This is a genomic window from Pseudomonas sp. HN11, from assembly GCF_021390155.1.
Taxonomy (GTDB): Bacteria; Pseudomonadota; Gammaproteobacteria; order Pseudomonadales; family Pseudomonadaceae; genus Aquipseudomonas.
In genome coordinates, this window is the sequence record NZ_CP089985.1 from 1,962,975 (window position 1) to 1,985,891 (window position 22,917).

Here is a 22,917-nt window from a genome sequence, read left to right on the forward strand (position 1 = left end):
GCCTTCATCAAGCCATGTTCATCAACAATAAAGGCGCGGTCATGCTGAAGATCTGGGGTCGTAAAAATTCATCAAACGTCAGGAAGGCACTGTGGTGCGCCGAGGAACTCGGTCTGGACTATGAAGCAATTGATGCGGGCGGGGCTTTTGGTGTGGTCGACACGCCGCAATACCGGGCGTTGAATCCCAACGGTCGGGTGCCGATGATCGAAGACGGCGACTTTGTGCTGTGGGAGTCCAACACCATCGTGCGTTACCTTTGCGCCAAGCAGGCCTCCAACTGGTACCCGACCGACCTGAAGGCACGCGCCAACGCGGAAAAGTGGATGGACTGGACCACCTCCACCTTCGCCGAACCGTTCAAGATTGTGTTCTGGGGCGTGCTGCGCACCCCGGCGGAAAAACAGAACTGGGACACCATCCACGCCGGTCGCCAGGCGTGTATCGACGTGCTCAAAACCGTTGATGAAGCGCTTGCCACACAGCCGTATCTGTCGGGCGACGAGATCGGCATGGGCGATATCCCCCTGGGCAGCTTTATCTACGCCTGGTTCGAAATGCCCATCGAACGGCCTGCAATGCTCAACCTAGAGGCCTGGTACGCGCGCCTGCAACAACGTCCTGCCTACCGCAAAGCGGTCATGACTGCGTTGACTTAATACCCACTATTAATACGGGTGACTGTACTTGTGCGGCGCGGGCAAGCACCATGCTTGTCATGCGCCGCCGTTGAACTACCTGGGCTGCGCCCTCATCTACTATTTCTATTCCCTTCTTTGGTGCGTATTCCGATATGAGTTCCGCTCTGTCCATCCGGCAGCTAACCAAAACCTACGGCAACGGTTTCCAGGCCCTGAGTGGTATCGATCTGGACGTTGCCGAAGGTGACTTCTTCGCCTTGCTCGGCCCTAACGGCGCCGGCAAATCCACCACCATCGGCATTCTCTCGACCCTGGTCAACAAGACCAGCGGCACGGTGAATATCTTCGGCCATGACCTGGACAAATCCCCGGCGGCGCTCAAGCGTTCCATCGGTGTGGTGCCCCAGGAATTCAACTTCAACCAGTTCGAAAAGACCTTCGACATCGTCGTGACCCAGGCCGGCTACTACGGCATCCCGGCGAAAGTCGCCAAGGAACGCGCCGAGCAGTACCTGACCCAACTGGGCCTGTGGGATAAGCGCGACGTGCCTTCCCGTTCGTTGTCCGGCGGCATGAAACGCCGCCTGATGATCGCCCGCGCACTGGTGCATGAGCCGCGTCTGTTGATCCTCGACGAGCCCACTGCCGGCGTGGACATCGAACTGCGTCGCTCGATGTGGACCTTTCTCACCGAGCTGAACGAGAAGGGCATCACCATTATCCTCACCACCCACTACCTGGAAGAGGCTGAGCAGCTGTGCCGCAACATCGGCATCATCGACCACGGCACCATCGTCGAGAACACCAGCATGCGTAACCTGCTGGGTCAGTTGCATGTGGAAACCTTTTTGCTCGACCTGAAAAACAACCTGTCGGCGCCGCCGCAACTGCTCGGCTACCCGAGCCGCCTGGTGGACAGCCATACCCTGGAAGTGCAGGTGGACAAGGCCATGGGCATCACCGCGTTGTTCACGCAGTTGGCGACCCAGAACATCGAAGTGCTGAGCCTGCGTAACAAAACCAATCGCCTTGAGGAGTTGTTCGTGTCCCTGGTGGAGAAAAATCTGGCGAAGGTGGCGGTATGAGTTCCGAACTGCAACCCAACCTCGTCGCGCTGCAAACCATCGTCTATCGCGAAGTGAAGCGCTTTACCCGGATCTGGCCGCAGACCCTGCTGCCGCCGGCGATCACCATGGTCCTGTACTTTGTGATCTTCGGTAACCTGATCGGTCGGCAGATTGGCGACATGGGTGGCTTCACCTACATGGAGTACATCGTGCCGGGCCTGATCATGATGTCGGTGATCACCAACTCCTACGGCAACGTGGTCTCCAGTTTCTTCGGCAGCAAGTTCCAGCGCTCCATCGAAGAATTGATGGTGTCGCCGGTGTCGCCCCACACCATCCTGATCGGCTACACCCTGGGCGGTGTGCTGCGAGGCTTGATGGTGGGCGTGATCGTGACCCTGTTGTCGCTGTTCTTCACGCACCTGCAGGTGCATCACCTTGGGGTCACCATTCTGGTGGTGGTACTGACGGCGACGATCTTCTCGCTGCTGGGTTTCATCAACGCCGTTTTTGCACGCAACTTCGATGATATTTCGATCATCCCGACCTTCGTGCTGACGCCGCTGACTTACCTGGGCGGGGTGTTCTACTCCATCAGCTTGCTGCCGCCGTTCTGGCAGACCGTCTCGCTGGCCAATCCGGTCTTGCATATGGTCAACGCCTTCCGCTACGGCATTTTGGGCGTGTCGGACATCAAGATCAGCGTGGCGATCACCTTCATGCTGGTAGCGACCGTGGTGCTGTATATCGGTTGCGCGAAGTTGCTGGTGAGCGGGCGCGGGATGCGTACCTAACGCATTGGATGCACGCTGTAAAAATGTGGGAGCGGGCTTGCTCGCGAATGCTGAGTGTCAGTCACCGGAAATATTGACTGAACCACCGCATTCGCGAGCAAGCCCGCTCCCACAGTTGGTTTTGTACAGGGTTTTAGATTTTCAGCGCCAGATCAATCAGTTCATGCAGCTCTTCAACCGGCAACGGTGCGCTGGAAAACAGGCTGCGATACACCGTGGGCGCCGCGATCAGGTTCAGTAAGCGATCCAGGTTTGGCAGCCTGGCGACCGTGCCCTGATAGCGGTCGAGGATGACCTGCAACTGGCCCATCAGAATGTGGCTGCAATAGTCCCGGGGATGGCTGCATTGCACATCGCGCATCATGTTGCGGCCCAGGTCAGAACTCATCTCATCCAGGTACTGCTCGCCCCAGGCGCGCAAGTCTCCACGCAGGCTACCCGTGTTGGCCGGCTCACTGTCCGGGCGCAGGCGCTCAAGCGCCACATCGGCGAGCAGCGCGGCGAGGTCGCCCCAGCGCCGGTAGATGGTAGAGGGCGTGACACCCGCGCGCGCGGCAATCATCGGCACGGTGACGCTGGAGCGCTCATGGGCTTCCAGCAATTCGCGCGCGGCGTTATGCACTGATTCTTGGACCCGGGCACTGCGGCCCCCCGGGCGAAGGCCTTCTTTAATCGCCATGCATAAAACCTTAACACAAAGAATTTGCTTTAAGCGCTTTCCGGTAGCACACTCTGCAAAAGCAAAATATTAGCTTTAGCGGAGCGTGCCCATGTCCAGTCACATTTCTCATCGTTCCAGTCTGGTGTTTCTCGCGATTACCTTGCTGACGTTTCTCGCGGCTTCCAGTGCGCCGACGCCGTTGTACCACCTCTATCAGGAAGGCCTGCATTTTTCGGCGGGCATGCTCACGCTGATCTTCGGTGTCTACGCGTTGAGCCTGCTGGCCGCGTTGCTGACCGTCGGTTCACTGTCGGACCATCTGGGGCGTAAGCCGGTGATTTTTGCCGCATTGGTCCTGGATATGCTGGCGATGCTGCTGTTTATCAATGAAGGCAGCGTGGCCTGGCTGATTGCCGCGCGGACCTTGCAAGGGTTTGCCACCGGCATGGCTACTGCTGTGCTGGGCGCGGCATTGCTCGATACCGACCGTCAACAGGGCCCACTGGTCAACAGCGTGGCGCCTTTGCTGGGCATGGCCTGCGGGGCGATGGGCAGCAGTTTGCTGGTGGAGTTCGCGCCATTGCCGACCCAGTTGATCTATTGGACGTTGCTGGCCCTGATGTTGGTGCAGGCCCTCTACGTATGGCGCTTGCCGGAGACCGTGGGCCGTATTCCCGGCGCACTGGCGTCGCTGCGTCCCACTTTGCATGTACCACCCCAGGCACGCCGGGCGTTGTGGCTGTCATTGCCGGTGGATGTGGCAGTGTGGGCGATGGGCGGATTTTACCTGTCCCTGGCGCCGTCGCTGGTGCGGGCAGCCACCGGCTCTACCTCCAACCTGATCGGTGGCGGCCTGGTGGCTGTGTTGACTTTAAGCGGTGCGCTGATGATCTTTACCCTGCGCAATCGCCCAGCCGACAAGGTGCTGCGGCTTGGCGCCGGGTTGCTGGCAATCGGTGTGACGCTGATTCTCACGGCGGTACACAGCGCCAGCCTACCGCTGTTTTTCATCGCCACCCTGGTCGCCGGCAGCGGCTTCGGCGCGGGCTTTCTCGGCGCCTTGCGCAGTGTGGTACCGCTGGCCTTGCCCCATGAGCGCGCGGGGCTGATGTCAGCGTTCTATGTGCTGAGCTACCTGGCGTTCTGCTTGCCTTCATTGCTGGCGGGCAATCTCATTCGCAGCTTTGGCCTGATATCCACCACCGACGGCTATGGCGCGACCCTCATCCTGCTGGCCCTCGGCGCGCTGGTTGCGTTGCTCTTGCAGGATTCGGCACGCTTAAGGGCGACGACGGGCGGTTGATGGGTAATAATCGATACCCCGAATTCGCCTGATCGAGATGCGAGCATGAAGATCATCCGCAGCAAGGACTTCACCGGCAGCCGTGCCTGGGAGGCGTTGGATATCGCCAATATGAACGGTATCACCACACGCCTGCACTGGACCGACCAGCCGTATCGCTGGCACATCAACGACGGTGAAGAGGTGTTCGTGGTGCTGGATGGCCGGGTGCTGATGCACTATCGCGATAATGGCTTCGAACAGGTGGCGGAGCTGGGTGTCGGCGATATCTTCTACGCCAGCGTCGGCACCGAACATGTGGCTCACCCCCAAGGCCCTTCGCGCATCCTGGTGATCGAAAGCGAAGGCAGCGTGTGACGCTATATTGGCAAAGTAGATAACAGATAGAGATATTACCCGTTATATAGATATTCGATCAGGTTCTACCATGGTCTCAACCTCATACGAGGAAGAGGATTGCCATCATGACCTGCTCGAATACCATCAGCTACAAACCTTTTAGTCACTTGACCCGTCCACGGGAAGTGATCCGCCAGTTCACCCCCAACTGGTTTGCCGCCACCATGGGTACTGGCGTGCTGGCGCTGGCCCTGGCGCAACTGCCGGTCAATTTGCCAGGCATGCATGCGATTGCCGAAGCGCTGTGGTTGTTCACTATCGGCTTGTTTGTGCTGTTCAGCGTGTTGTACACAGCCCGTTGGGTGATGTTTTTCCATGAAGCGCGGCGGATTTTCGGACACTCCACGGTGTCGATGTTCTTCGGCACAATTCCCATGGGACTCGCGACGATTCTCAACGGCCTGCTGTTGTTTGGCCTGCCGCGTTGGGGCAGCGACGTGATCTCTGTGGCTGAAGCGCTGTGGTGGCTGGATGTAACGCTGGCCATGGCCTGCGGTGTGCTGATCCCGTTCATGATGTTCACCCGCCAGGAACACAGCATCGACCAGATGACCGCCGTCTGGCTGCTGCCCGTGGTCGCGGCCGAAGTCGCTGCCGCCAGCGGTGGCCTGCTCGCGCCGCACCTGGCGGACGCTCATTCGCAACTGGTGATGCTGGTGACCAGCTACGTGCTGTGGGCGTTTTCCCTGCCGGTGGCGTTCAGTATCCTGACCATCCTGATGTTGCGCATGGCCCTGCATAAACTGCCTCACGCCAACATGGCCGCGTCGAGCTGGCTGGCGCTGGGCCCGATCGGCACCGGTGCGTTGGGCATGTTATTGCTCGGTGGTGATGCGCCGACGATCTTCGCGGCCAATGGTTTGCCGGGTGTCGGCGAAATGGCCAACGGTCTCGGTCTGGTGGCGGGCATTACCCTGTGGGGATTCGGCCTGTGGTGGATGTTGATCGCGGTGTTGATCACCCTGTGTTACCTGCGCGCCGGTATTCCGTTCAATCTCGGATGGTGGGGGTTCACCTTTCCACTGGGTGTCTATGCCTTGGCCACGTTGAAGCTGGCGAGCTTGTGGCACCTGGGTTTCTTCAGGGTTTTCGGCAGCGTGCTGGTGGTGGCGCTGGCGCTGATGTGGCTGGTCGTCGCCAAGCGTACCGTGCAAGGCGCCTATAAAGGTGAGCTTTTTGTTTCACCGTGCATTGCAGGACTAGCGAATAAGTAAGTCGGATTAGGTAAAGTCGTGGCCTGAATGCTTTTACAAAAAACAGGCCACGCAGGAACACGGACGATGAGCCACCCCTCGCAATTCACTTTGCTGCGCACACGGCGTTTCCTGCCGTTTTTCATCACCCAGTTGTTGGGTGCGTTTAACGACAACATCTTCAAGCAGTCGTTGATCCTCGCGATTCTCTACAAGCTCACCATCGACGGTGACCGTTCCATCTGGGTCAACCTCTGCGCCTTGCTGTTCATCCTGCCGTTCTTCCTGTTCTCGGCGCTGGCCGGGCAGTTTGGCGAGAAATTCAACAAGGACGCTTTGATCCGCGCGATCAAGATCGGCGAGATCGTGATCATGGCCGTGGGCGCCACCGGCTTCCTGTTCAATCACCTGGAATTGATGCTGCTGGCGCTGTTTGCCATGGGCACCCATTCGGCGCTGTTCGGCCCGGTGAAGTACTCGATCATGCCCCAGGCCTTGCACGACGATGAGCTGGTCGGTGGCAACGGCCTGGTGGAAATGGGCACGTTCCTGGCGATCCTGGCCGGTACCATTGGCGCCGGGATCATGATGTCGACCACCCATTACGCGCCGGTGGTGTCAGTGGCCATTGTCGGCGTGGCGGTGCTGGGTTACCTGGCTAGCCGCAGCATTCCACGGGCGGCTGCGTCGACCCCTGGGTTGCGTTTGAACTGGAATATCTTCAGCGAATCCTGGGCCACCTTGCGTTTGGGCCTGGGGCAGACGCCGGCCGTTTCGCGTTCCATCGTCGGCAACTCGTGGTTCTGGTTTGTCGGCGCGATCTACCTGACACAGATCCCGGCCTACGCCAAGGAGTGGTTGTACGGCGACGAGACCGTGGTGACGCTGATCCTCACCGTGTTCTCGGTGGGCATCGCGCTCGGCTCGATGCTCTGCGAAAAACTTTCCGGGCGTAAGGTAGAAATCGGCCTGGTGCCGTTCGGTTCATTCGGCCTGACGGTGTTTGGCCTGCTGCTGTGGTGGCACTCCGGCGGCTTCCCGCAGAACGTGCAGGCCAACGACTGGCTCGCCGTGCTCAGCTACGGCCAGGCGTGGTGGGTGTTGTTCGATATCCTTGGTCTGGGCGTATTTGGTGGCTTTTACATCGTGCCGCTGTACGCATTGATCCAGTCGCGTACCGCCGAGAACGAGCGCGCGCGGGTAATCGCGGCCAACAACATTCTCAACGCATTGTTCATGGTGGTCTCGGCCATCGTGTCGATCCTGCTGCTGAGCGTGGCCAAGTTGTCGATCCCCGAATTGTTCCTGGTGGTGTCGCTGTTCAACATCGCGGTCAACACCTACATCTTCAAGATCGTCCCCGAGTTCACCATGCGTTTCATGATCTGGCTGCTCAGCCATTCCATGTACCGCGTCGAGCACCGAAATCTCGAGGCGATTCCGGATGAGGGCGCGGCGTTGCTGGTGTGTAATCACGTGTCATTTGTGGATGCCTTGTTGATTGGCGGCGCGGTGCGTCGGCCGATTCGCTTTGTCATGTACTACAAGATCTACCGTTTGCCGGTGCTGAGCTTTATCTTCCGCACCGCCGGGGCTATTCCGATTGCCGGGCGCCATGAAGATATCCAGATCTACGAAAAGGCGTTCTCGCGCATTGCCCAGTACCTCAAGGATGGCGAGTTGGTGTGCATCTTCCCGGAAGGCAAGCTGACAGCCGACGGCGAGATGAATGAATTCCGGGGTGGGGTGACGCGCATTCTGGAAGAGACACCGGTGCCGGTGATCCCAATGGCGTTGCAGGGGTTGTGGGGGAGTTTCTTCAGTCGCGATCCGCATAAGGGCTTCTTTCATCGGATCTGGTCGCGAGTGGTCTTGGTTGCGGGGCCGTCGGTGGAAAGTGAGGCGGCGACGCCGCATGCTTTGCACGCATTGGTTGGAGAATTGCGCGGGAGTGTCAGGTAGTTTTTTGCTGGTAATGCGGGCTTACCTGAGATAACGAGTGTGCGCTGGTCTGGAGCTCAATGAGTCTCTTGCGCATAGGCGTTGGTAAGCTTTCACTCGATGTTCAGGAACGTAATCGATCAATCTCACCACATAACCTTCGTAATCCAAAATGCGTGATTGGAGGTAATGATGGAAACTTCTCCGGTTTCACCATCGACTGCTTCACGTTCCAGGGAAGAGGAAATAAACGACGCAGGCTATCGACAGGCCGCTGATCCGGCAGCGCAGGGTGCGAACGCTGCCCCGAACACGGCCAATGTGCCATTTATGTATAGCAATCACCATGATGCTTCCCGGGTAGAGATCAGTTCTACCCGTGCGGGGCCGGTGACCTTTGGTGGCGATAACGAGCATCAGAGGCACGCAAGGCAATCTGATACATCACAGGACGAACCATACAACCAGAATGCCCCCAGTCGAGACCAGGTTAGAGCCGCTGCCCGAGGCAAGCAAAACTCAATATATTTTGGCGGGCCGCCGCCGATTCGCATAACCGCCACTCAATATCAGGACAGCAATGTTCGCATTGATTTTGCCTCTGTCCCAGCCAAGGACCCCTCGGACCCTCAGGCGCGTAATGAGGTTCTGCAAATATCTACTGCTGGTGGTGACAATAATGTCAGTGTTGAAAGGGACCGCGGTGGCGGACTACTGATGCACATCAATGGACAGCCGTACCAAATACCTTTCATTGAAAATTCCGCTAATCAACAGCGCGTTATCATCAGGACCGGCGATGGAAAGGATGCCGTCAATATCGATTATGGGGGGAACCAGGAAACCATTGTCGATCTCGGAGCGGGTAACGATACCTTTTATGGCGGGTCAGGCCGAACGAGCGTATTTGGGGGCGATGGCTCTGACATTATTAACTTGGGGAGTGGTGACAGCTACGCAGAGGGTAATGATGGAAATGACTTTATTACGGGCGGTATGGGCAATACGACGATTTACGGGGGCAACGGTAGCGATGAGTTGCGTGCGGGCGGCGGCCCGGATACGAAAGTCAGCTATGTGGATGGCGGGAACGGCAACGACCTCATTTTTGGTGGGAGGGGGAACAATACTCTGCATGGAGGGCCAGACGATGATTTTATCTACGGCGGTGAGCGAAATGTTATCTACACGGGGAGAGGGCGGGATACCGTCCAGACATATAACCCAACCGATACGGTGTACGGGCAATACGGGATTGACGACCTGAGCGGTGTGCGTTCAGGCGCGAAGGTTTACCACTCGGTGCCTCAGAATGTTGGCCGTACGATCAGAATCGAGGGGTCCAAGGAATTCAAGCAAACCATGGAAGACACTTTAGAGTTTTATAGGAGCTCACCGGTAGGGCAACGCATGCTTGCAAAAATCGATTCGCTTGAGGCCCCTCTTATCCTTCGCGAAGGATACGATGGCAGTTTCTATCATTACAGTGATCCTGGAGTAAGAAATGCGCGCGATGATGAGAATCGCCGTATAGGTCTTGCAGATGGTTATATAAGAGACGGCGTTGCGGGTACGCCAGCGACAAACCCTGTGGTGACTCATCAGCGTAATTTCATTACTCCTGGAGCCGGGCGACCTCCGGTTGTTGTTCTTTATCATGAGTTCGCTCACGCGGCCAACGGTGGCGAAGGCACCTTTTTCTCGGGGAGAACTTATATCGGTCACTCTAATCCAAGGTTTGCCCACGAGAACAATCTCGAGCGCCAAGCTGTCGGACTCCCTTCCAACCATCCGCCTTATCACTTCAACGGACCTAGGAATCCAGCCTCCCCCTACAACCCATGGCCCTTCACCGAAAACGCGCTGCTGGAGGAGTTAGGTTTACCGTTACGGCTCAGGTATTTCGAATAACGTATCAATGCAACTCATGCTACGTGTCGTGGGAGAGTTCCCACTAGTACTCACTTCCGGTACTTTTTCATTCAGCGTGCGGAACGAAATTCTTGCAGCTCCCACATAGTCATCGCAGTTATCTATTTTTAAGGATTTCTCCGGTGAATATGCCAGTGTCAAATCGCCAACCTCAGGCGTCCTCATCAACACCATTGGTGCTTTCGTCCAATGCACCCGGAACGTCGCCAATAAATGACGCGGGCCCCATCAAGATTTCCGCCAATCAGCCCTTCAAAGATGGAGGCGTTGAAATTGAACTTCAGGTCACAGGTGGAGGCTCGAAGTCACAGCGGCCGCGGGAGGAAGTGCTCTTTATCAAGACCGGCGACGGTGCGGACAAGGTCGATGTGAGGCGGTCAGCCGACGGAGGGGTCAGTGTCAACATCAACGGCAAAACCTATGACATTCCGATCTCCAGTGATGGCGGGCCAGGGAAGAAGATACTGATCCAGACCCAGGAAGGTGCCGATACAGTTGTTGTCGCGCATAACGTCAAGCTTCAAACACGTGTCGATTTGGGGAATGGTAATAATACTTTCTGTGCCGGGAGTGGCAGCACCCAAGTCTTGTCCGGCACAGGCGATGATAATATCCAGCTGGGATCCGGCGTCGGTTACGTGGAAGATCATGGCGGCAATAACCAATTCAAGGCCGGCAGCGGCTACAGCGTCATGTACGGATTAGGCCAAGGGAACAATGATTTCCAGGCGGGCGATGGCGGTAGTTATATGCTAGGGGCGGGTGACCGAAACCGGTTTCGCGGGGGGAGCGGCCATAACACGATGGTTGCCTTGCGTGGGGAGAGTGTCTTGGAGGGGGGGAGTGGGCAGAATGTGTTTTACACAGGCAAGAGCCAGGCTACCGTTACCTCCAAAAACGATGTGGATATCACGTATGGGAAAAAGGAAGATCACATAACCCGTACCGAAAAATCCAAGTATGTTGAGGTAAAGCCCAGTGATGCGGGGCGCAAGGGGTTTGTCATTGAAGGTACGCCGCAGTTCAAGGCGCGTGTCGAAGCCGAGTTGGAAATGCTCAGAGGCTCCCCGGTTGGGCAGCAGATGTTGGAGCAAATGGATAAGGCCGCCGCGCCGGTCACAATCGTAGAAGGCGACAAAGGTGATTTTTATCAGTACCGGCGCCCGGAATTGGCATTTGAGAGCCCTGAATCTCGCGATCGTCAGGACGCTGCCCATGGCTATCTGACGAATAAAAAGCCTGGGCTGCCGGCTGAAAACTCGGTGTTGACTTACGATCGCGCCTTTACCCAAGAGGACTACAAGCGACCACCGATCAACTCGCTGTTCCATGAGATGGCGCATGCCTACAACGGGGCCAACGGTACGTCTATTCCAGGCGAGACCTACGTTGGTCCGCACCCCAGCGATCCTGACCGCCCCCACTACGAAGATAATTCTGAGCGCCAGGCAGTCGGCCTGCCCACCGATGGCGAGCCTTATGATTTCGACGGTGACCCGACTACCCCGCCGACCAGCACCAACCCTTCGCCGTTCAACGAAAACGCGTTGTACAAAGAGATGGGCAAGCCGCTTCGTACGCGGTATTTCGACTTGGACAAGCGCTGAAAGAGGTACGACATCGAGTTGATACCGATGCTCGCCGGGAAGGTCGGTTGCATTTCAATTGACCTTCCCCGCGCCGCTGGGTCGGGCGCTAGGTGCTGACCTTGAGCCCGATCAACCCGCAGATGATCAACGCCACACTGGCCAACCGGAACAATGCCATGGACTCCCCAAACAGGATGATCCCGGCAATCACGGTGCCCACGGCCCCCACGCCGGTCCAGATAGCGTAGGCCGTGCCCAGGGGCAGTTCCTTCATCGCCAGCCCCAGCAGGCCAAGGCTTACGGCCATGGCGGCAATCGTCAGGGCAGTGGGCAGCGGCTTGCTGAAACCGTCGGTGTACTTCAGGCCGACGGCCCAGCCGACTTCAAACAAACCCGCAAAAAACAGAATGATCCAGGACATGATGACCTCCTAATGCTAGGTGGGGTCGTCCCCGGATTAGGCGCTTGAGAGCGTCGCGGGGTCGTCCCCGCGAAGCTTGTTGGTAGAGTGCCGAAAAGTGATCGGGGGATCAAGATTGCGGCGTATTTTCCATTACCCGGCGATCTTCCTTTTCGCTCATGCGACGGAAGTAGGTCGACAGCAATGCTCCGGAAATATTGTGCCACACGCTGAACAGCGCACTCGGCACCGCCGCCAATGGCGAAAAGTGAGCACTGGCCAAGGCGGCACCCAGCCCGGAGTTCTGCATGCCCACTTCGAGGGCCAGCGACTTGCGTTGTGCCAACGGCAACTTGAACACGCGGCCGGTGAAGTAACCCAGCAGGTAACCGAAGCTGTTGTGCAGCATCACCACCGCCATGATCAACAAGCCCGACTCGGCGATTTTCGCCTGACTCGCCGCCACCACCGCCGCGACGATGATCACGATGCTCACCACCGACACCAGCGGCAACACATCCACCACATGACGAACCCGCTCACCGAGCACACGTTGCGCCAGTACGCCGAGCACAATCGGCAACAGCACCACTTGCAGGATCGACCAGAACAGCTCCATGAACGACACCGGCAGCCAGGCCGAAGCCAGCAGCCAGATCAACGCCGGCGTAAGCAGCGGAGCGAGGAGGGTGGTGACGGCGGCGATGGCCACCGACAACGCCAAATCGCCCCGTGCCAGCCAGGTCATCACGTTGGACGAGGTGCCGCTTGGGCAGCAACCGACCAGGATCACGCCGACGGCGATTTCCGGTGGCAGGTGGAAGGCCTGGCACAGCAACCAGGCCACGCCCGGCATGATCACAAAGTGCGCGACCACGCCCAGGGCCACGCGCCACGGATGGCGGGCGACTTCGGCGAAGTCATCAATCTTGAGGGTCAACCCCATGCCGAACATCACCAGACCCAGCAACGGGACGATGGCGCTTTTCAGGCCGATGAACCAGCCAGGTTCAAGGAACGCAAGCACCGCGAAGATCAGCACCCAGTAGGCGAAGGTATTGCCGACGAAGCGGCTCAAGGCGGCGAGTGCGCGCATGGGGATGGCCCTAACTGTTAGATTTTGAAGTGTAAGCGCGGTCCAAATGTGGGAGCGAGCAAGCCCGCTCCCACATTTTTGATCTTCACACGGTTTAGATACCCTGCGGGGTCTCTTCACCGCCCAGTGCTTCAACCAACGCGGGGATAAAGTCGCCAAACGTCAGCATCATCAGGGTAAAGCTCGCATCCAGTTGGCCTAGGGCCTCTTCACCGCCGTCCTGTTCCGCCTGGTCTTGCAGCAGGTCTTCGAACTTCAGGCGCTTGACGGTCATTTTGTCGTCGAGCATGAAGGACAATTTGTCCTGCCACGCCAGGGACAGCTGGGTCACGACTTTGCCGGTGGTCAGGTGCAGCTGGATTTCTTCGCCGGTCAGGTCCTGGCGTTTGCAGCGCACGATGCCGCCGTCTTCGTGGGTGTCGCGCAGCTCGCATTCGTCGAGCACGAAGAAGTCAGCGGCGGGCTTCTGGGTGGTGACCCAGTCGGTCATGATCGCCGTCGGTGCAGTCTTCACCGTCAGCGGACGTACCGGCAGGGTGCCAATCACTTCACGCAGGGTCGACAGCAAGTCTTCGGCGCGCTTGGGGCTGGCCGAGTTGACCAGGATCAGGCCCTGTTTCGGCGCGATGGCAGCGAAGGTCGACGAGCGACGGATAAAGGCGCGGGGCAGGAAGGCCTGGATGATTTCATCCTTGATCTGGTCGCGCTCCTTCTTATAGACCTTGCGCATCTGCTCGGCTTCGATCTCTTCGACTTTCTCTTTAAGTGCGTCACGCACCACGCTACCCGGCAGGATGCGTTCTTCCTTGCGCGCGGCGATCAGCAGGAAGTCACCGCTGACGTGAACCAGGGGAGCGTCTTCACCTTTACCAAAAGGTGCGACGAAACCGTAAGTGGTCAATTCCTGGCTTGCGCAAGGGCGCGCCAGTTTGGTGGCCATGGCCGCTTCCAACGCCTCGGCATCAACAGGCAGATCTTGGGTCAGGCGATAGATAAGCAGGTTCTTGAACCACATGGGGTGAGTCTCTCCTTTATACAAAGGGGGGCATTATTCTCTTGATAACGTCTCAGGCCAACCCTGCCTAAGCCATTGGAAGCTATCAAAAAAAAGATTTAAGAAAGTGCTTGCCAGACTTAAGGTCGCTCCGTAGAATGCGCGCCACACCGAAACGAAGGGTGATTAGCTCAGCTGGGAGAGCGTCTGCCTTACAAGCAGAATGTCGGCGGTTCGATCCCGTCATCACCCACCATTCGTTTCATGTGTTACGCGCAGCGGTAGTTCAGTCGGTTAGAATACCGGCCTGTCACGCCGGGGGTCGCGGGTTCGAGTCCCGTCCGCTGCGCCATATTCGGTCACCTGGAACACTGAACGCCAGGCGACCACAGAAAGCCCGCTTAATCGCGGGCTTTTCTTTGTCTGGAATATGTTAAAAAATCGCGGTTTAAACTTTTTTTAAATAAATTTCATTTAAATCAAGACATTACGATTTTTTGGTGTATGATGCGCCCACACCGAAACGAAGGGTGATTAGCTCAGCTGGGAGAGCGTCTGCCTTACAAGCAGAATGTCGGCGGTTCGATCCCGTCATCACCCACCATTCGCTTCAAGTGTTACGCGCAGCGGTAGTTCAGTCGGTTAGAATACCGGCCTGTCACGCCGGGGGTCGCGGGTTCGAGTCCCGTCCGCTGCGCCATATTCGGTCACCTGGAACACTGAACGCCAGGTCCCCCTAGGAAGCCCGCTCATTGAGCGGGCTTTTTTTCGTCTGCGATTTATCCTTAACACGCGCTGCCAGTGTGCACTGCATGTTCGCCCTGAACTGTGCTGGTGCGTCATGACGTGGCGGAATACCCCTATGCTCATTGGTTGATTGCGCCGTCGGCCGCTTAAACGTTTATCTATAGCCACGCAAAGACTTCAAGGCGAGTGACCGGCAGCAGGATGCTGCGGGGCTCGCTCTCCAACATAAAAATGGTCTGCAAGGGGAATGGCTCTACATGAAATATCCACTGCGTCCGTTGGTCTTCTGGCCAACTTTCCTGATCCTGCTGTCGGCTGTGATCGCCAGCTACATTGACCTGAATGCATTCCTTGCGGTCAGCAAGCAGCTCAATAACCTGATCCTGAAAAATTTCTCATGGCTGTTCAGCGCCGGCTCGTTTGCCATGGTGGTGTTGACCGCTGTCGTCTACTTCTCCGCGCTGGGCAAGGTGCGCATCGGCGGTGAAGACGCTCAGCCGTTGTTGAGCAAATGGCGCTGGTTCATGGTGGCGCTGTGTACCACGCTGGCGGTGGGCGTGCTGTTCTGGACCACCGCCGAACCGCTCTACCACCTGTACGGCCCGCCCACCAGCCTGCCGATCGAAGCGGGCAGCTCGGCGGCGAAGAGCTTTGCCATGTCGACGATGTTCCTGCACTGGACCATCACTCCCTACGCCATCTACCTGGTGCCTTCGTTGGTGTTTGCGCTGGTGTTCTACAACCGCCGCAGCAATTTCTCTATTGGCGCTATGCTCGAGCCGTTGCTGGGCGCAGCGCGGGTCAAGCGTTACGCCGGGTTGATCGATACCCTGGCGATGTTCGCCCTGGTGGCTGGCATGGCCTCGTCGCTGGGGACTGGCGCACTGACGTTGGCCGGTGGCCTTGCCCAATACATTGGCGGTGAAACCACGCCGTTCCGTCTGGCCATCATCATTGCGATCATCGTCATCACCTTTGTTGCCTCGGCCGCCAGTGGTTTGCAGAAAGGCATTGTGATGCTGTCCTCGTTCAACACTTGGATCATGTTGGCCCTGGGGCTGTTCGTGCTGCTGTGCGGACCGACCCTGTACATGTTCAGCCTCGGCGTCGAGTCACTCGGCGTGTACCTCGACACCTTCTTCAGCCGTAGCCTCTTTACCGGCGCTGCCAGTGGCGACACCTGGCCCCACAGTTGGACGGTGTTCTACTGGTCGGTTTGGTTTGCCTGGGCACCGGTCAGTGCACTGTTTCTCGGCAAGATCGGCCGTGGCTACACCGTGCGTGAATTCATTCATATCAACATGCTCTACCCGGCGCTGTTCACGGCGGTGTGGATCTGCATCTTCTCCGGCACCAGCCTGTACTTCGATGCGCTGGGCGACGGCAGCCTCAACCGTGTGCTGAATGAGCAAGGCGTGGAGCACGTGCTGTACCAGATGTTCCAGCAACTGCCGGCGAGCGGCCTGATGATCGCGTTCCTGCTGTTCGTGGCATTCATCTCCTTTGTTACCGCTGCGGACTCCAGCACCGATGTGATCGCCAACCTATGCAGCAAAGATGTAACCGCCGATTCCGACCTGGACGGTAACCCGCTGCTGAAGATTGTCTGGGGCTTGATCATCGGTTCAGTGTCGTGGGTGATGGTCGCGTTTGTCGGCGTCGACGGGGTGAAGATGCTCTCCAACCTCGGCGGATTGCCGGGAATGATTCTGGTGTTGCTGGCCAGTACTTCATTGATCTTCTGGTTGAAAAACCCTGCCTTGCTGGATGTGAAACGCCTTCGGCGGACCCCCGAGACGGAACTGCGCGGCGCCAGCCCGGTGCCGGATTTTGCCCGCTGATCGATTGAACCGCTGCTGGAGCTACTGATGGAAATCGTCACTGAGTTTGCTTACACCGTGCGCGAAATCGAGCACTGCCTGATCCCCTTGAAAGACGGCACTCAACTGGCCGCGCGTATCTGGCTGCCAGAAGTCGCCGGGTTGCAGCGCTTCCCTGCGATCCTGGAATACCTGCCGTACCGCAAGCGCGACGGCACCGCCGTGCGCGACGCGCTGACCCACCCGTGGATGGCGGGGCAGGGCTATGTGTGTGTGCGGGTGGACATGCGTGGGAACGGTGAATCCCAGGGTTTGATGGCCGATGAATACCTGTTGCAGGAGCAGGAGGACGCGCTCGAAGTAATCGACTGGCTGTGCCAGCAACCCTGGTGTGACGGGAATGTCGGCATGATGGGCATCTCCTGGGGCGGCTTCAACGGGCTGCAAGTCGCGGCACGCCAGCCTGAGGCATTGAAGGCAATCATCACCCTGTGCTCCACCGATGACCGTTTCGCCGACGACATCCACTACAAGGGCGGCAACCTGCTGATGGAAAACTTCGGTTGGGCGGCCACCATGCTCAACTTCAGCGCGGCGGTGCCTGACCCTTTGTTGGTCGGTGACGACTGGAAGACCCTCTGGCATCAACGTCTGGACGCGATGCCATTGCTCGCCGAGACCTGGCTGCAGCACCAGACCCGCGATGACTACTGGCGTCATGGGTCAGTGTGCGAGGACTACTCGCAGATCAAGGCGGCGGTGTATGCAGTGGGCGGGTGGGGCGATGCCTACCGCAATACTGTCTCGCGCCTGATGGAAAACCTGCCGGGACCGAAAAAGGCCATGATCGGCCCGTGGATCCATAAGTACCCGCATTTTGCCGTGCCCAACCCGGCCATCGGCTTTCTGCAGGAAGCCAAACGCTGGTGGGATCACTGGCTCAAGGGCGTCGATAACGGGGTGATGGATGACGCAGCCTGCACTTTTTACCTACAGGATGTTCTGCCGCCCAAAGGCAGTTATTCCGAGCGTCCCGGCATCTGGGTACAGACTGCGGGGTGGCCGGATCCGCAGGTGCAATGGACCGATTTCAGCCTGGGCGACAACGGCCTGAACGCCGGCACACAGTCCTTGGCGACGCCGCGCAGCATTTGCTCGCCGTTGACGACGGGGTTGCATCAGGGCGAATACTGCGCCATCTGGTTCGGCCCTGATGGCCCAACGGACCAGCGCCGTGATGACGCCAACTCGCTGTGTTTCGACACCCAGCCGCTCACTGAGCCCCTGGCGCTGTTGGGCGATGCGCGTCTCAAGCTACGCCTGGCCAGTGACACCTCCTGCGGTCAATTGGTTGCCCGCCTGAATGCCGTGGCGCCAGACGGCCAAGTCACACAGATCAGTTACGGAGTGCTGAATCTCACGCTTCGCGATGACTTTTCCCGCATAACACCTGTAATCCCAGGCGAACCGATGGACGTGCAGTTAAACCTTGATCACATCGGCATACGCTTGCCCGTCGGCTACCGTTTGCGCCTGGCGCTCAGCACCGCGAGTTTTCCGCTGCTGTGGCCGAGCCGTGAGCTGACCACCCTGACGTTGTTGCCCACCCTGCACAGCCTGCAACTGCCGGTATTCAAAGGCGAGGCGGTTGACAGCCCATTCGAAGCGCCACAATCGGCGACGCCGGTGGCGATGGAGGTCCTGCGCGCCGCCGCGCCGAAACGTACGTTGATCGAAGACGTAGGCAGTGGAGAAGTCTGCGTGAAAATCGAAGACGACTTGGGTTCGGTGCTTTTTACCGACCACGGCCTGGCGGTGGACCAGCGTTGCACCGAGCAATACCGCACCTTGCCCTGGGATCCGCTGTCGACGCGGGCCGATATCGAATGGCACTACCGTGTCGGCCGCGACCAGTGGGCCGTGGAGGTGGACAGTCACTTGAGCGTGCAGGCCGATGCCGAGTGGTTCTACATCGAAGCGGAGCAGACAGCCTGGGAAAATGGCCAGCTGGAACATCGCCGGCAATGGAGTAAACGTGTGGCGAGGGTCGCACTGTAAGCAGGCAACTGGCAGGATGCTCACCAACATGATCTCTGCGGGCCTGGGGTAACCTGGGCCCGTCATTGCCAATGGACTTGCTCATGTCGCGCCGAAACGTCGATCTTCCGCCCCTCAACTGCCTGCAGACCTTCGAAGCGGCTGCCCGCCACCTGAGCTTTACCCAGGCGGCCCATGAACTGAACCTGACCCAAAGCGCGGTCAGCCGCCAAGTCAAACGTCTGGAGGAAGACCTGGCCCGCCCACTGTTTTATCGGTTGGCTCAGGGCTTGAGCTTGACCCCCGCCGGAGTGCGCTACTTCCGCACTATCCAACGCCTGTTGCGCGAACTCGACCGCGAGTCCGCCGAGTTGCGCAGGCGCGGTGCCGAACGCCAGTTGACCCTGGCCAGCACGCCTACCATCAGCTCCATCTGGCTCGCCGGCCTGTTGCCCCAGTTCCAGCGCGAACACCCGGACCTGGATATCCGCATCCTGTGCAGCGAAAGTCCCAGCCACTTGGATGTCAGCGAATATGACCTGGGCCTGTTCTATCACCTTGATGAACTGGCCGCGCCCCACGGCCTTGAACTGTCGCCGGTGTTTGACAGCGAACAGGTCATCACCGTGTGCAGCCCTGGCTACATTGAGCGCCACGGGCCGATTCATGACCTGCAACACCTGTTGCACGCGCACACCTTGTTGATTGTCGAGGATCACCATCACGACTGGCTGACCTGGACCGACTGGTTTGCCGACGCTGGCGCCGATTACTACTCGCCACGCCATGCGTTGCGCACCAACAGCTATCAACTGTTGATGCAATCGGCGGTGATGGGGCACGGCGTTGCTCTGGGCTGGAAGCGCTTGCTGGAAAGCGACCTTGAATCCGGGCGCCTGCAAATGGCTTTGCCCCAAATCATGCACAGCCGTGGTCGCCTGCACCTGATGCAACCCCATCACCGCAACCCGCCCGCGGCGGTGCGCAGTTTTCGTCAATGGCTGCAGGCCCGTACCGCAGAGGCCGGACTCGCTGGCTGAGTGTCAGTGTTCGCTGCGCCATTGAGTCCATTGTGATGCATTCTTTACGGAGCGTTGCGGCTGTGGCGGTAATCGCTGACCGCCTCATATACCGCCTTGCGCAAGCGGTTGATACCGCCGATAGGCCGGTGTTCCGCTACGCCGAACCAGGGGTTGAACGACTGGTTGTCGCACGCCAGGTTCTGCTCGGGCGTATCGAAATCCTGCGCCGGGACACGTACCTTGGCCACGGTTTCAAATGGCGCATCGCTTTCCTTCCACTCGATGCTGGTGTCTTCGATGGGCATGAATTTCTGCGGGTTCTGCCGCTGAATCTGCACTACAAAACACGCCGGCACACGGTCGGTCGATAACTGCTGGTTCAACGCACTGCGCAGAAAATTCGGCAGGTCCTGGTTCTGCTTGGGCAACACATACCCCGGACAACTTTGCGGGTCAGGCGCGACACGAAACTTTGCATTGGCCGTACCGAACTTGTAGGGCGAGACCGAAAAATAAGTAGTCTGCGTCGGGCTGGCCGGTGCGGGGGCCAGGGTCGCCAGGGCAATAAACAAGTGACGGATCTGCCAGGTGCGCGGGTCGACCTTGGGGAAGAACGCCAAGACTTTCTTGCCGTCCGCTTGCGCGCCGATGTTCTGCGCGTATTCCGCTACATCGCTGACAAAGAAGTTCGGGTGGCTGAACATCACAAAGTCCTGTTCCGTGCGCGCCTGCTGGTCGGCCAGCAGTTGCTTGCCCGGCACATCCAGCAACTTGAGGGCCATACCGCGCGCATCACGGATGCTGTCGAACTGCGGATAGGCGTTACCGTTGGACAGGCGTATCAGCGCTTGCCAGGTCTTGCCCGGCTCGGCGAACACGCCCTGGCGCAGTACCGGGTCGAGGTCGGCCAGCACGCTGACTTCGGCTTTTACGCAACCATGGGCCTTGGCGTGGGCATCGCGCAGGTAGCGCGTGCCCTCACGGTGCTGGTCAACGATGCGCACGGCAGTCTGGATAATGCCTTGGGTCATCGCCGCTTCGTCGGGCGCAATCTGTTCATTCGGCGACACCGGGCCGCTGTGTTGCCAGGCGTACCAGGCGGTAGCCGCCAGCCAACCGAATAGGCCGAGGCCTACCAGCCACAGCAGGGTCTTGCCGAGAAACGCGCCGACGCGCAGCCACAGGCGGGCGAGCAGGGAAGGTCGGTCGTAGGGAGATCGAATCATCATGGCAGTTGTTGCTCCAGCGGTCCGCCCAGCACTTTGAGGTATTCCAGCAGCGCCCAGCGTTCCTGCGGCAGCAGGCCACGGCCGATCACGCCATTGCCACGACTGCCGGCACGGAATTCGTGACCGCTGTTGTGGTTGCCGGTGATTTTGGTATCGAACAGAAAGGCATTCTTGAACGCACCCGTCTCGAAGCCGAGGTGGCGCGGGTCGTAATTGAACGTGCCTTTATAGAAGGTGGTGCTGCGCTCGTCCTGGGGCGAGAGCAACTGGTAGATCGTCGGCACCGAACCGTTGTGCAGGAACGGTGGCGTCGCCCAGACGCCCGCCAGTGGCCGCGCCTTGTAAGCACGCAACTCGCGCACGCCGATGGGCAGGCCGTAACCGTCCAGGCGCGGGCGCTCGGCCGGGGTCACGCCGGCGGCGCGGTAGGCATGTTCTTCGACGAAGGCGGTGACGTAGGCGAGGCCCTTGGCCACGGACATCTTTTTCAGGTCCAGCGGCTCGGTCGGCGTCGAGTGCAGCTCGACGTTGAGCTTGGCCAGTTCCGCCAGGTCCCATTGCAACGCGCTGAGGTCGTAGCGCTGGTCGGCGATGTTGCTGGCGGTGCCAGGGTCGGTGCCGATGTAGTCAACCGGCAGCATTTTCAGTTGTTGCACCGGGCGGCCGCCTTCCTGGGTGATGCTGGGCACATGGCAGCCGGCGCAGTTTTCGGTGAACAGTGCACGGCCTTGGGCGGCGAGGGTTTTGTCGATGCTGCCGAACAAATCTTCGGGCCAGGTCGGTGGCTTGAGGTGTTGCAGGGTTTCTTCGATCAGGTTGAGGTCGCGTACCCGTACGCTGGACGGGTAGCGCGCATCGCCCTGGAGCGGCTGGCCGGCGGCGTCGAAAAAGGTCAGGGTCGCGCCGACACCCAGGGCTTCGCCGATATTGCGTGCCATGGGTTGCTGGGCCGAGCCGTTCCATTGCACCCAGTCAAACGTCCAGATGTCCCACAGTTGCGGGTAGTCCACCGGCGCGTTGGCGACGCGATAGTTGTCCGCAGAAATGGCATCGCCAAAGCTGGCATTGGCGATACGGCCAAAGGCGTCCGTGCGGCCGGGGCCTTCTTCGGTGGGGTAGAGGTCGCGGTGGGTATCGTTCCAGGCGACCTTGAGGAACCTGTTCAGCGACTCCTTGAAGTCCTGGCGCAGTTGCTTGTGCTCGGCGTCGTAGCGATCCCCCAGCACTTGGTGGGCAAAGCGCTCGAACTTCCACGGGTTGTAATAGGTGGCCGCCAGGCTCGCGACCAGCGCCTGACCGAAACTGCCGCCGCGCAAGGTGGGCACGCTGGAGGGCAGCACGTGCTGGGCAGAACCGCCATCGATACGCAGGGCCTGGTTTTTGTAATGCAGTTCGCCGGTGTGGCAGGCGGCGCAGGTTATATCCAGGTACTCGACGTTGCTGCCGGCGTTTTTATGCCGGGCGAAACCCACCGGCAGGTTGCCAGGGTTTTGCGCGGTGGGCACCTGCTTGGGGTCGACCAGGAAGCCGAAGCGCGCCAGATACTCCGGCGTGGCGAAACGCTGTTCGGAAAACGGCAATTCCAGGGCGGTGAACCAATCGTAGTGCAGGCCTTTTACCTGGGTGCCCTGGGGCGTGAAGTAATAGGTCTGGCGGTCGGCGGCACTCCATTGGTCCTGGTAGTGCACTTGCTCCACGGGCACGTAGTCCGGGAGTTTGGGGTTGACGGTGTAATAGAGCAGCACGGCCAGGATCAGGCCCAGTGCTATCAATATCAGGAGTAAAACACGGAAAAAAATGCGCAAGATGGCTATCCTTGTCTCGGTCTTGTCGAGTGGTCGCGTTGTTATGCCACTACGCCACAAGTGCGGCAAGTGGCCATGAGCCCATAGTGGGCGGTCCCGCGATCCGTCGCGGGCCTCCATCATGAATGAAAATGCTTTTAAACACGTGAACTTATCAGAAGTTTCCTGCTCACATGCCGGTAGCCATTGGTCGTGGCCGCCTGATAAGCTCGCGACTTTATTCGAATGCCCTATTGGCGCATGAACA

At 58.9% G+C, this 22,917-nt stretch carries 18 protein-coding genes and 4 tRNA genes; 16 read left to right on the forward strand and 6 right to left on the reverse strand.

Annotated elements, in window-relative coordinates:
- Positions 1–41 precede the first annotated feature (41 nt).
- The 3 genes from LVW35_RS09090 to LVW35_RS09100 all read left to right on the forward strand — a co-directional run bounded on the left by LVW35_RS09090 (position 42) and on the right by LVW35_RS09100 (position 2,502).
- The gene (locus tag LVW35_RS09090; RefSeq protein WP_233894933.1) at positions 42–659 is read left to right on the forward strand and encodes a glutathione S-transferase family protein; all 618 of its coding nucleotides are present in this window, start codon (positions 42–44) and stop codon (positions 657–659) included.
- A 134-nt stretch (positions 660–793) separates the two neighbouring features.
- Positions 794–1,726: an ABC transporter ATP-binding protein gene (locus LVW35_RS09095; RefSeq protein ID WP_010211649.1), complete on the forward strand. Its 933-nt coding sequence runs from the start codon at positions 794–796 to the stop codon at positions 1,724–1,726.
- Positions 1,723–2,502 carry an ABC transporter permease gene (locus LVW35_RS09100; protein ID WP_010211648.1) on the forward strand — a complete coding sequence of 260 codons (780 nt, stop codon included), beginning with the start codon at positions 1,723–1,725 and terminating at the stop codon, positions 2,500–2,502. The genes LVW35_RS09095 and LVW35_RS09100 overlap by 4 nt, the downstream gene beginning before the upstream one ends.
- A 133-nt stretch (positions 2,503–2,635) precedes the next feature.
- Here LVW35_RS09100 and LVW35_RS09105 read toward each other — a convergent pair whose 3' ends face one another.
- Positions 2,636–3,181 (reverse strand): TetR/AcrR family transcriptional regulator, encoded by a 546-nt coding sequence (locus LVW35_RS09105; RefSeq protein WP_233894934.1) that lies wholly within the window; start codon positions 3,179–3,181, stop codon positions 2,636–2,638.
- Between the two features lie 91 nt (positions 3,182–3,272).
- Here LVW35_RS09105 and LVW35_RS09110 point away from each other — a divergent pair, with 91 nt between their 5' ends.
- The 6 genes from LVW35_RS09110 (at position 3,273) to LVW35_RS09135 (ending at position 11,538) form a co-directional block, all read left to right on the forward strand.
- On the forward strand, positions 3,273–4,466 hold the full coding sequence (locus LVW35_RS09110) for an MFS transporter (protein ID WP_233894935.1): 1,194 nt from the start codon (positions 3,273–3,275) through the stop codon (positions 4,464–4,466).
- A gap of 45 nt (positions 4,467–4,511) precedes the next feature.
- Positions 4,512–4,823: a cupin domain-containing protein gene (locus LVW35_RS09115; RefSeq protein ID WP_233894936.1), complete on the forward strand. Its 312-nt coding sequence runs from the start codon at positions 4,512–4,514 to the stop codon at positions 4,821–4,823.
- A gap of 107 nt (positions 4,824–4,930) precedes the next feature.
- Positions 4,931–6,079, forward strand: a complete 1,149-nt coding sequence (locus LVW35_RS09120) for a TDT family transporter (RefSeq protein ID WP_233894938.1) — start codon at positions 4,931–4,933, stop codon at positions 6,077–6,079.
- A 66-nt stretch (positions 6,080–6,145) separates the two neighbouring features.
- Positions 6,146–8,020: an MFS transporter gene (locus LVW35_RS09125; protein ID WP_233894940.1), complete on the forward strand. Its 1,875-nt coding sequence runs from the start codon at positions 6,146–6,148 to the stop codon at positions 8,018–8,020.
- A 171-nt stretch (positions 8,021–8,191) separates the two neighbouring features.
- Positions 8,192–9,910: a M91 family zinc metallopeptidase gene (locus tag LVW35_RS09130; protein ID WP_233894942.1), complete on the forward strand. Its 1,719-nt coding sequence runs from the start codon at positions 8,192–8,194 to the stop codon at positions 9,908–9,910.
- Between the two features lie 149 nt (positions 9,911–10,059).
- Entirely contained in the window at positions 10,060–11,538 is a 1,479-nt protein-coding gene (locus tag LVW35_RS09135) for a type III secretion system effector protein (RefSeq protein WP_233896437.1), read from the forward strand.
- Between the two features lie 88 nt (positions 11,539–11,626).
- Here the strand turns inward: LVW35_RS09135 and sugE are convergent, their stop codons facing one another.
- From sugE to rdgC, 3 genes are all read right to left on the reverse strand, one after another.
- A complete protein-coding gene (sugE, locus tag LVW35_RS09140) occupies positions 11,627–11,941 on the reverse strand; it encodes a quaternary ammonium compound efflux SMR transporter SugE (RefSeq protein ID WP_116666484.1) in 315 nt (104 codons plus the stop codon).
- A 109-nt stretch (positions 11,942–12,050) separates the two neighbouring features.
- A complete protein-coding gene (locus LVW35_RS09145; protein ID WP_233894944.1) occupies positions 12,051–13,016 on the reverse strand; it encodes a bile acid:sodium symporter family protein in 966 nt (321 codons plus the stop codon).
- 94 nt (positions 13,017–13,110) lie between these two features.
- Complete coding sequence (gene rdgC / locus LVW35_RS09150) at positions 13,111–14,031, reverse strand: recombination-associated protein RdgC (RefSeq protein ID WP_233894946.1); 921 nt, start codon at positions 14,029–14,031, stop codon at positions 13,111–13,113.
- 159 nt (positions 14,032–14,190) lie between these two features.
- Here rdgC and LVW35_RS09155 point away from each other — a divergent pair.
- From LVW35_RS09155 to LVW35_RS09185, 7 genes are all read left to right on the forward strand, one after another.
- Positions 14,191–14,266 (forward strand) — tRNA-Val (locus LVW35_RS09155).
- A gap of 19 nt (positions 14,267–14,285) precedes the next feature.
- A tRNA-Asp gene (locus LVW35_RS09160) sits at positions 14,286–14,362 on the forward strand.
- Between the two features lie 176 nt (positions 14,363–14,538).
- Positions 14,539–14,614: transfer RNA gene (locus LVW35_RS09165), tRNA-Val, on the forward strand.
- 19 nt (positions 14,615–14,633) lie between these two features.
- Positions 14,634–14,710 (forward strand) — tRNA-Asp (locus LVW35_RS09170).
- Positions 14,711–15,014: 304 nt separating this feature from the next.
- The gene (locus LVW35_RS09175; RefSeq protein WP_233894948.1) at positions 15,015–16,598 is read left to right on the forward strand and encodes a BCCT family transporter; all 1,584 of its coding nucleotides are present in this window, start codon (positions 15,015–15,017) and stop codon (positions 16,596–16,598) included.
- 27 nt (positions 16,599–16,625) lie between these two features.
- A complete protein-coding gene (locus LVW35_RS09180) occupies positions 16,626–18,635 on the forward strand; it encodes a CocE/NonD family hydrolase (protein WP_233894950.1) in 2,010 nt (669 codons plus the stop codon).
- A gap of 83 nt (positions 18,636–18,718) precedes the next feature.
- Positions 18,719–19,654 (forward strand): LysR substrate-binding domain-containing protein, encoded by a 936-nt coding sequence (locus tag LVW35_RS09185; protein ID WP_233894952.1) that lies wholly within the window; start codon positions 18,719–18,721, stop codon positions 19,652–19,654.
- Positions 19,655–19,698: 44 nt separating this feature from the next.
- Here LVW35_RS09185 and LVW35_RS09190 read toward each other — a convergent pair whose 3' ends face one another.
- Positions 19,699–20,865 carry a catalase family protein gene (locus LVW35_RS09190; RefSeq protein ID WP_233894954.1) on the reverse strand — a complete coding sequence of 389 codons (1,167 nt, stop codon included), beginning with the start codon at positions 20,863–20,865 and terminating at the stop codon, positions 19,699–19,701.
- Complete coding sequence (locus LVW35_RS09195) at positions 20,862–22,670, reverse strand: di-heme-cytochrome C peroxidase (protein ID WP_233894956.1); 1,809 nt, start codon at positions 22,668–22,670, stop codon at positions 20,862–20,864. Before LVW35_RS09195 ends, LVW35_RS09190 begins: the two co-directional genes overlap by 4 nt.
- Between the last annotated feature and the right edge of the window lie 247 nt (positions 22,671–22,917).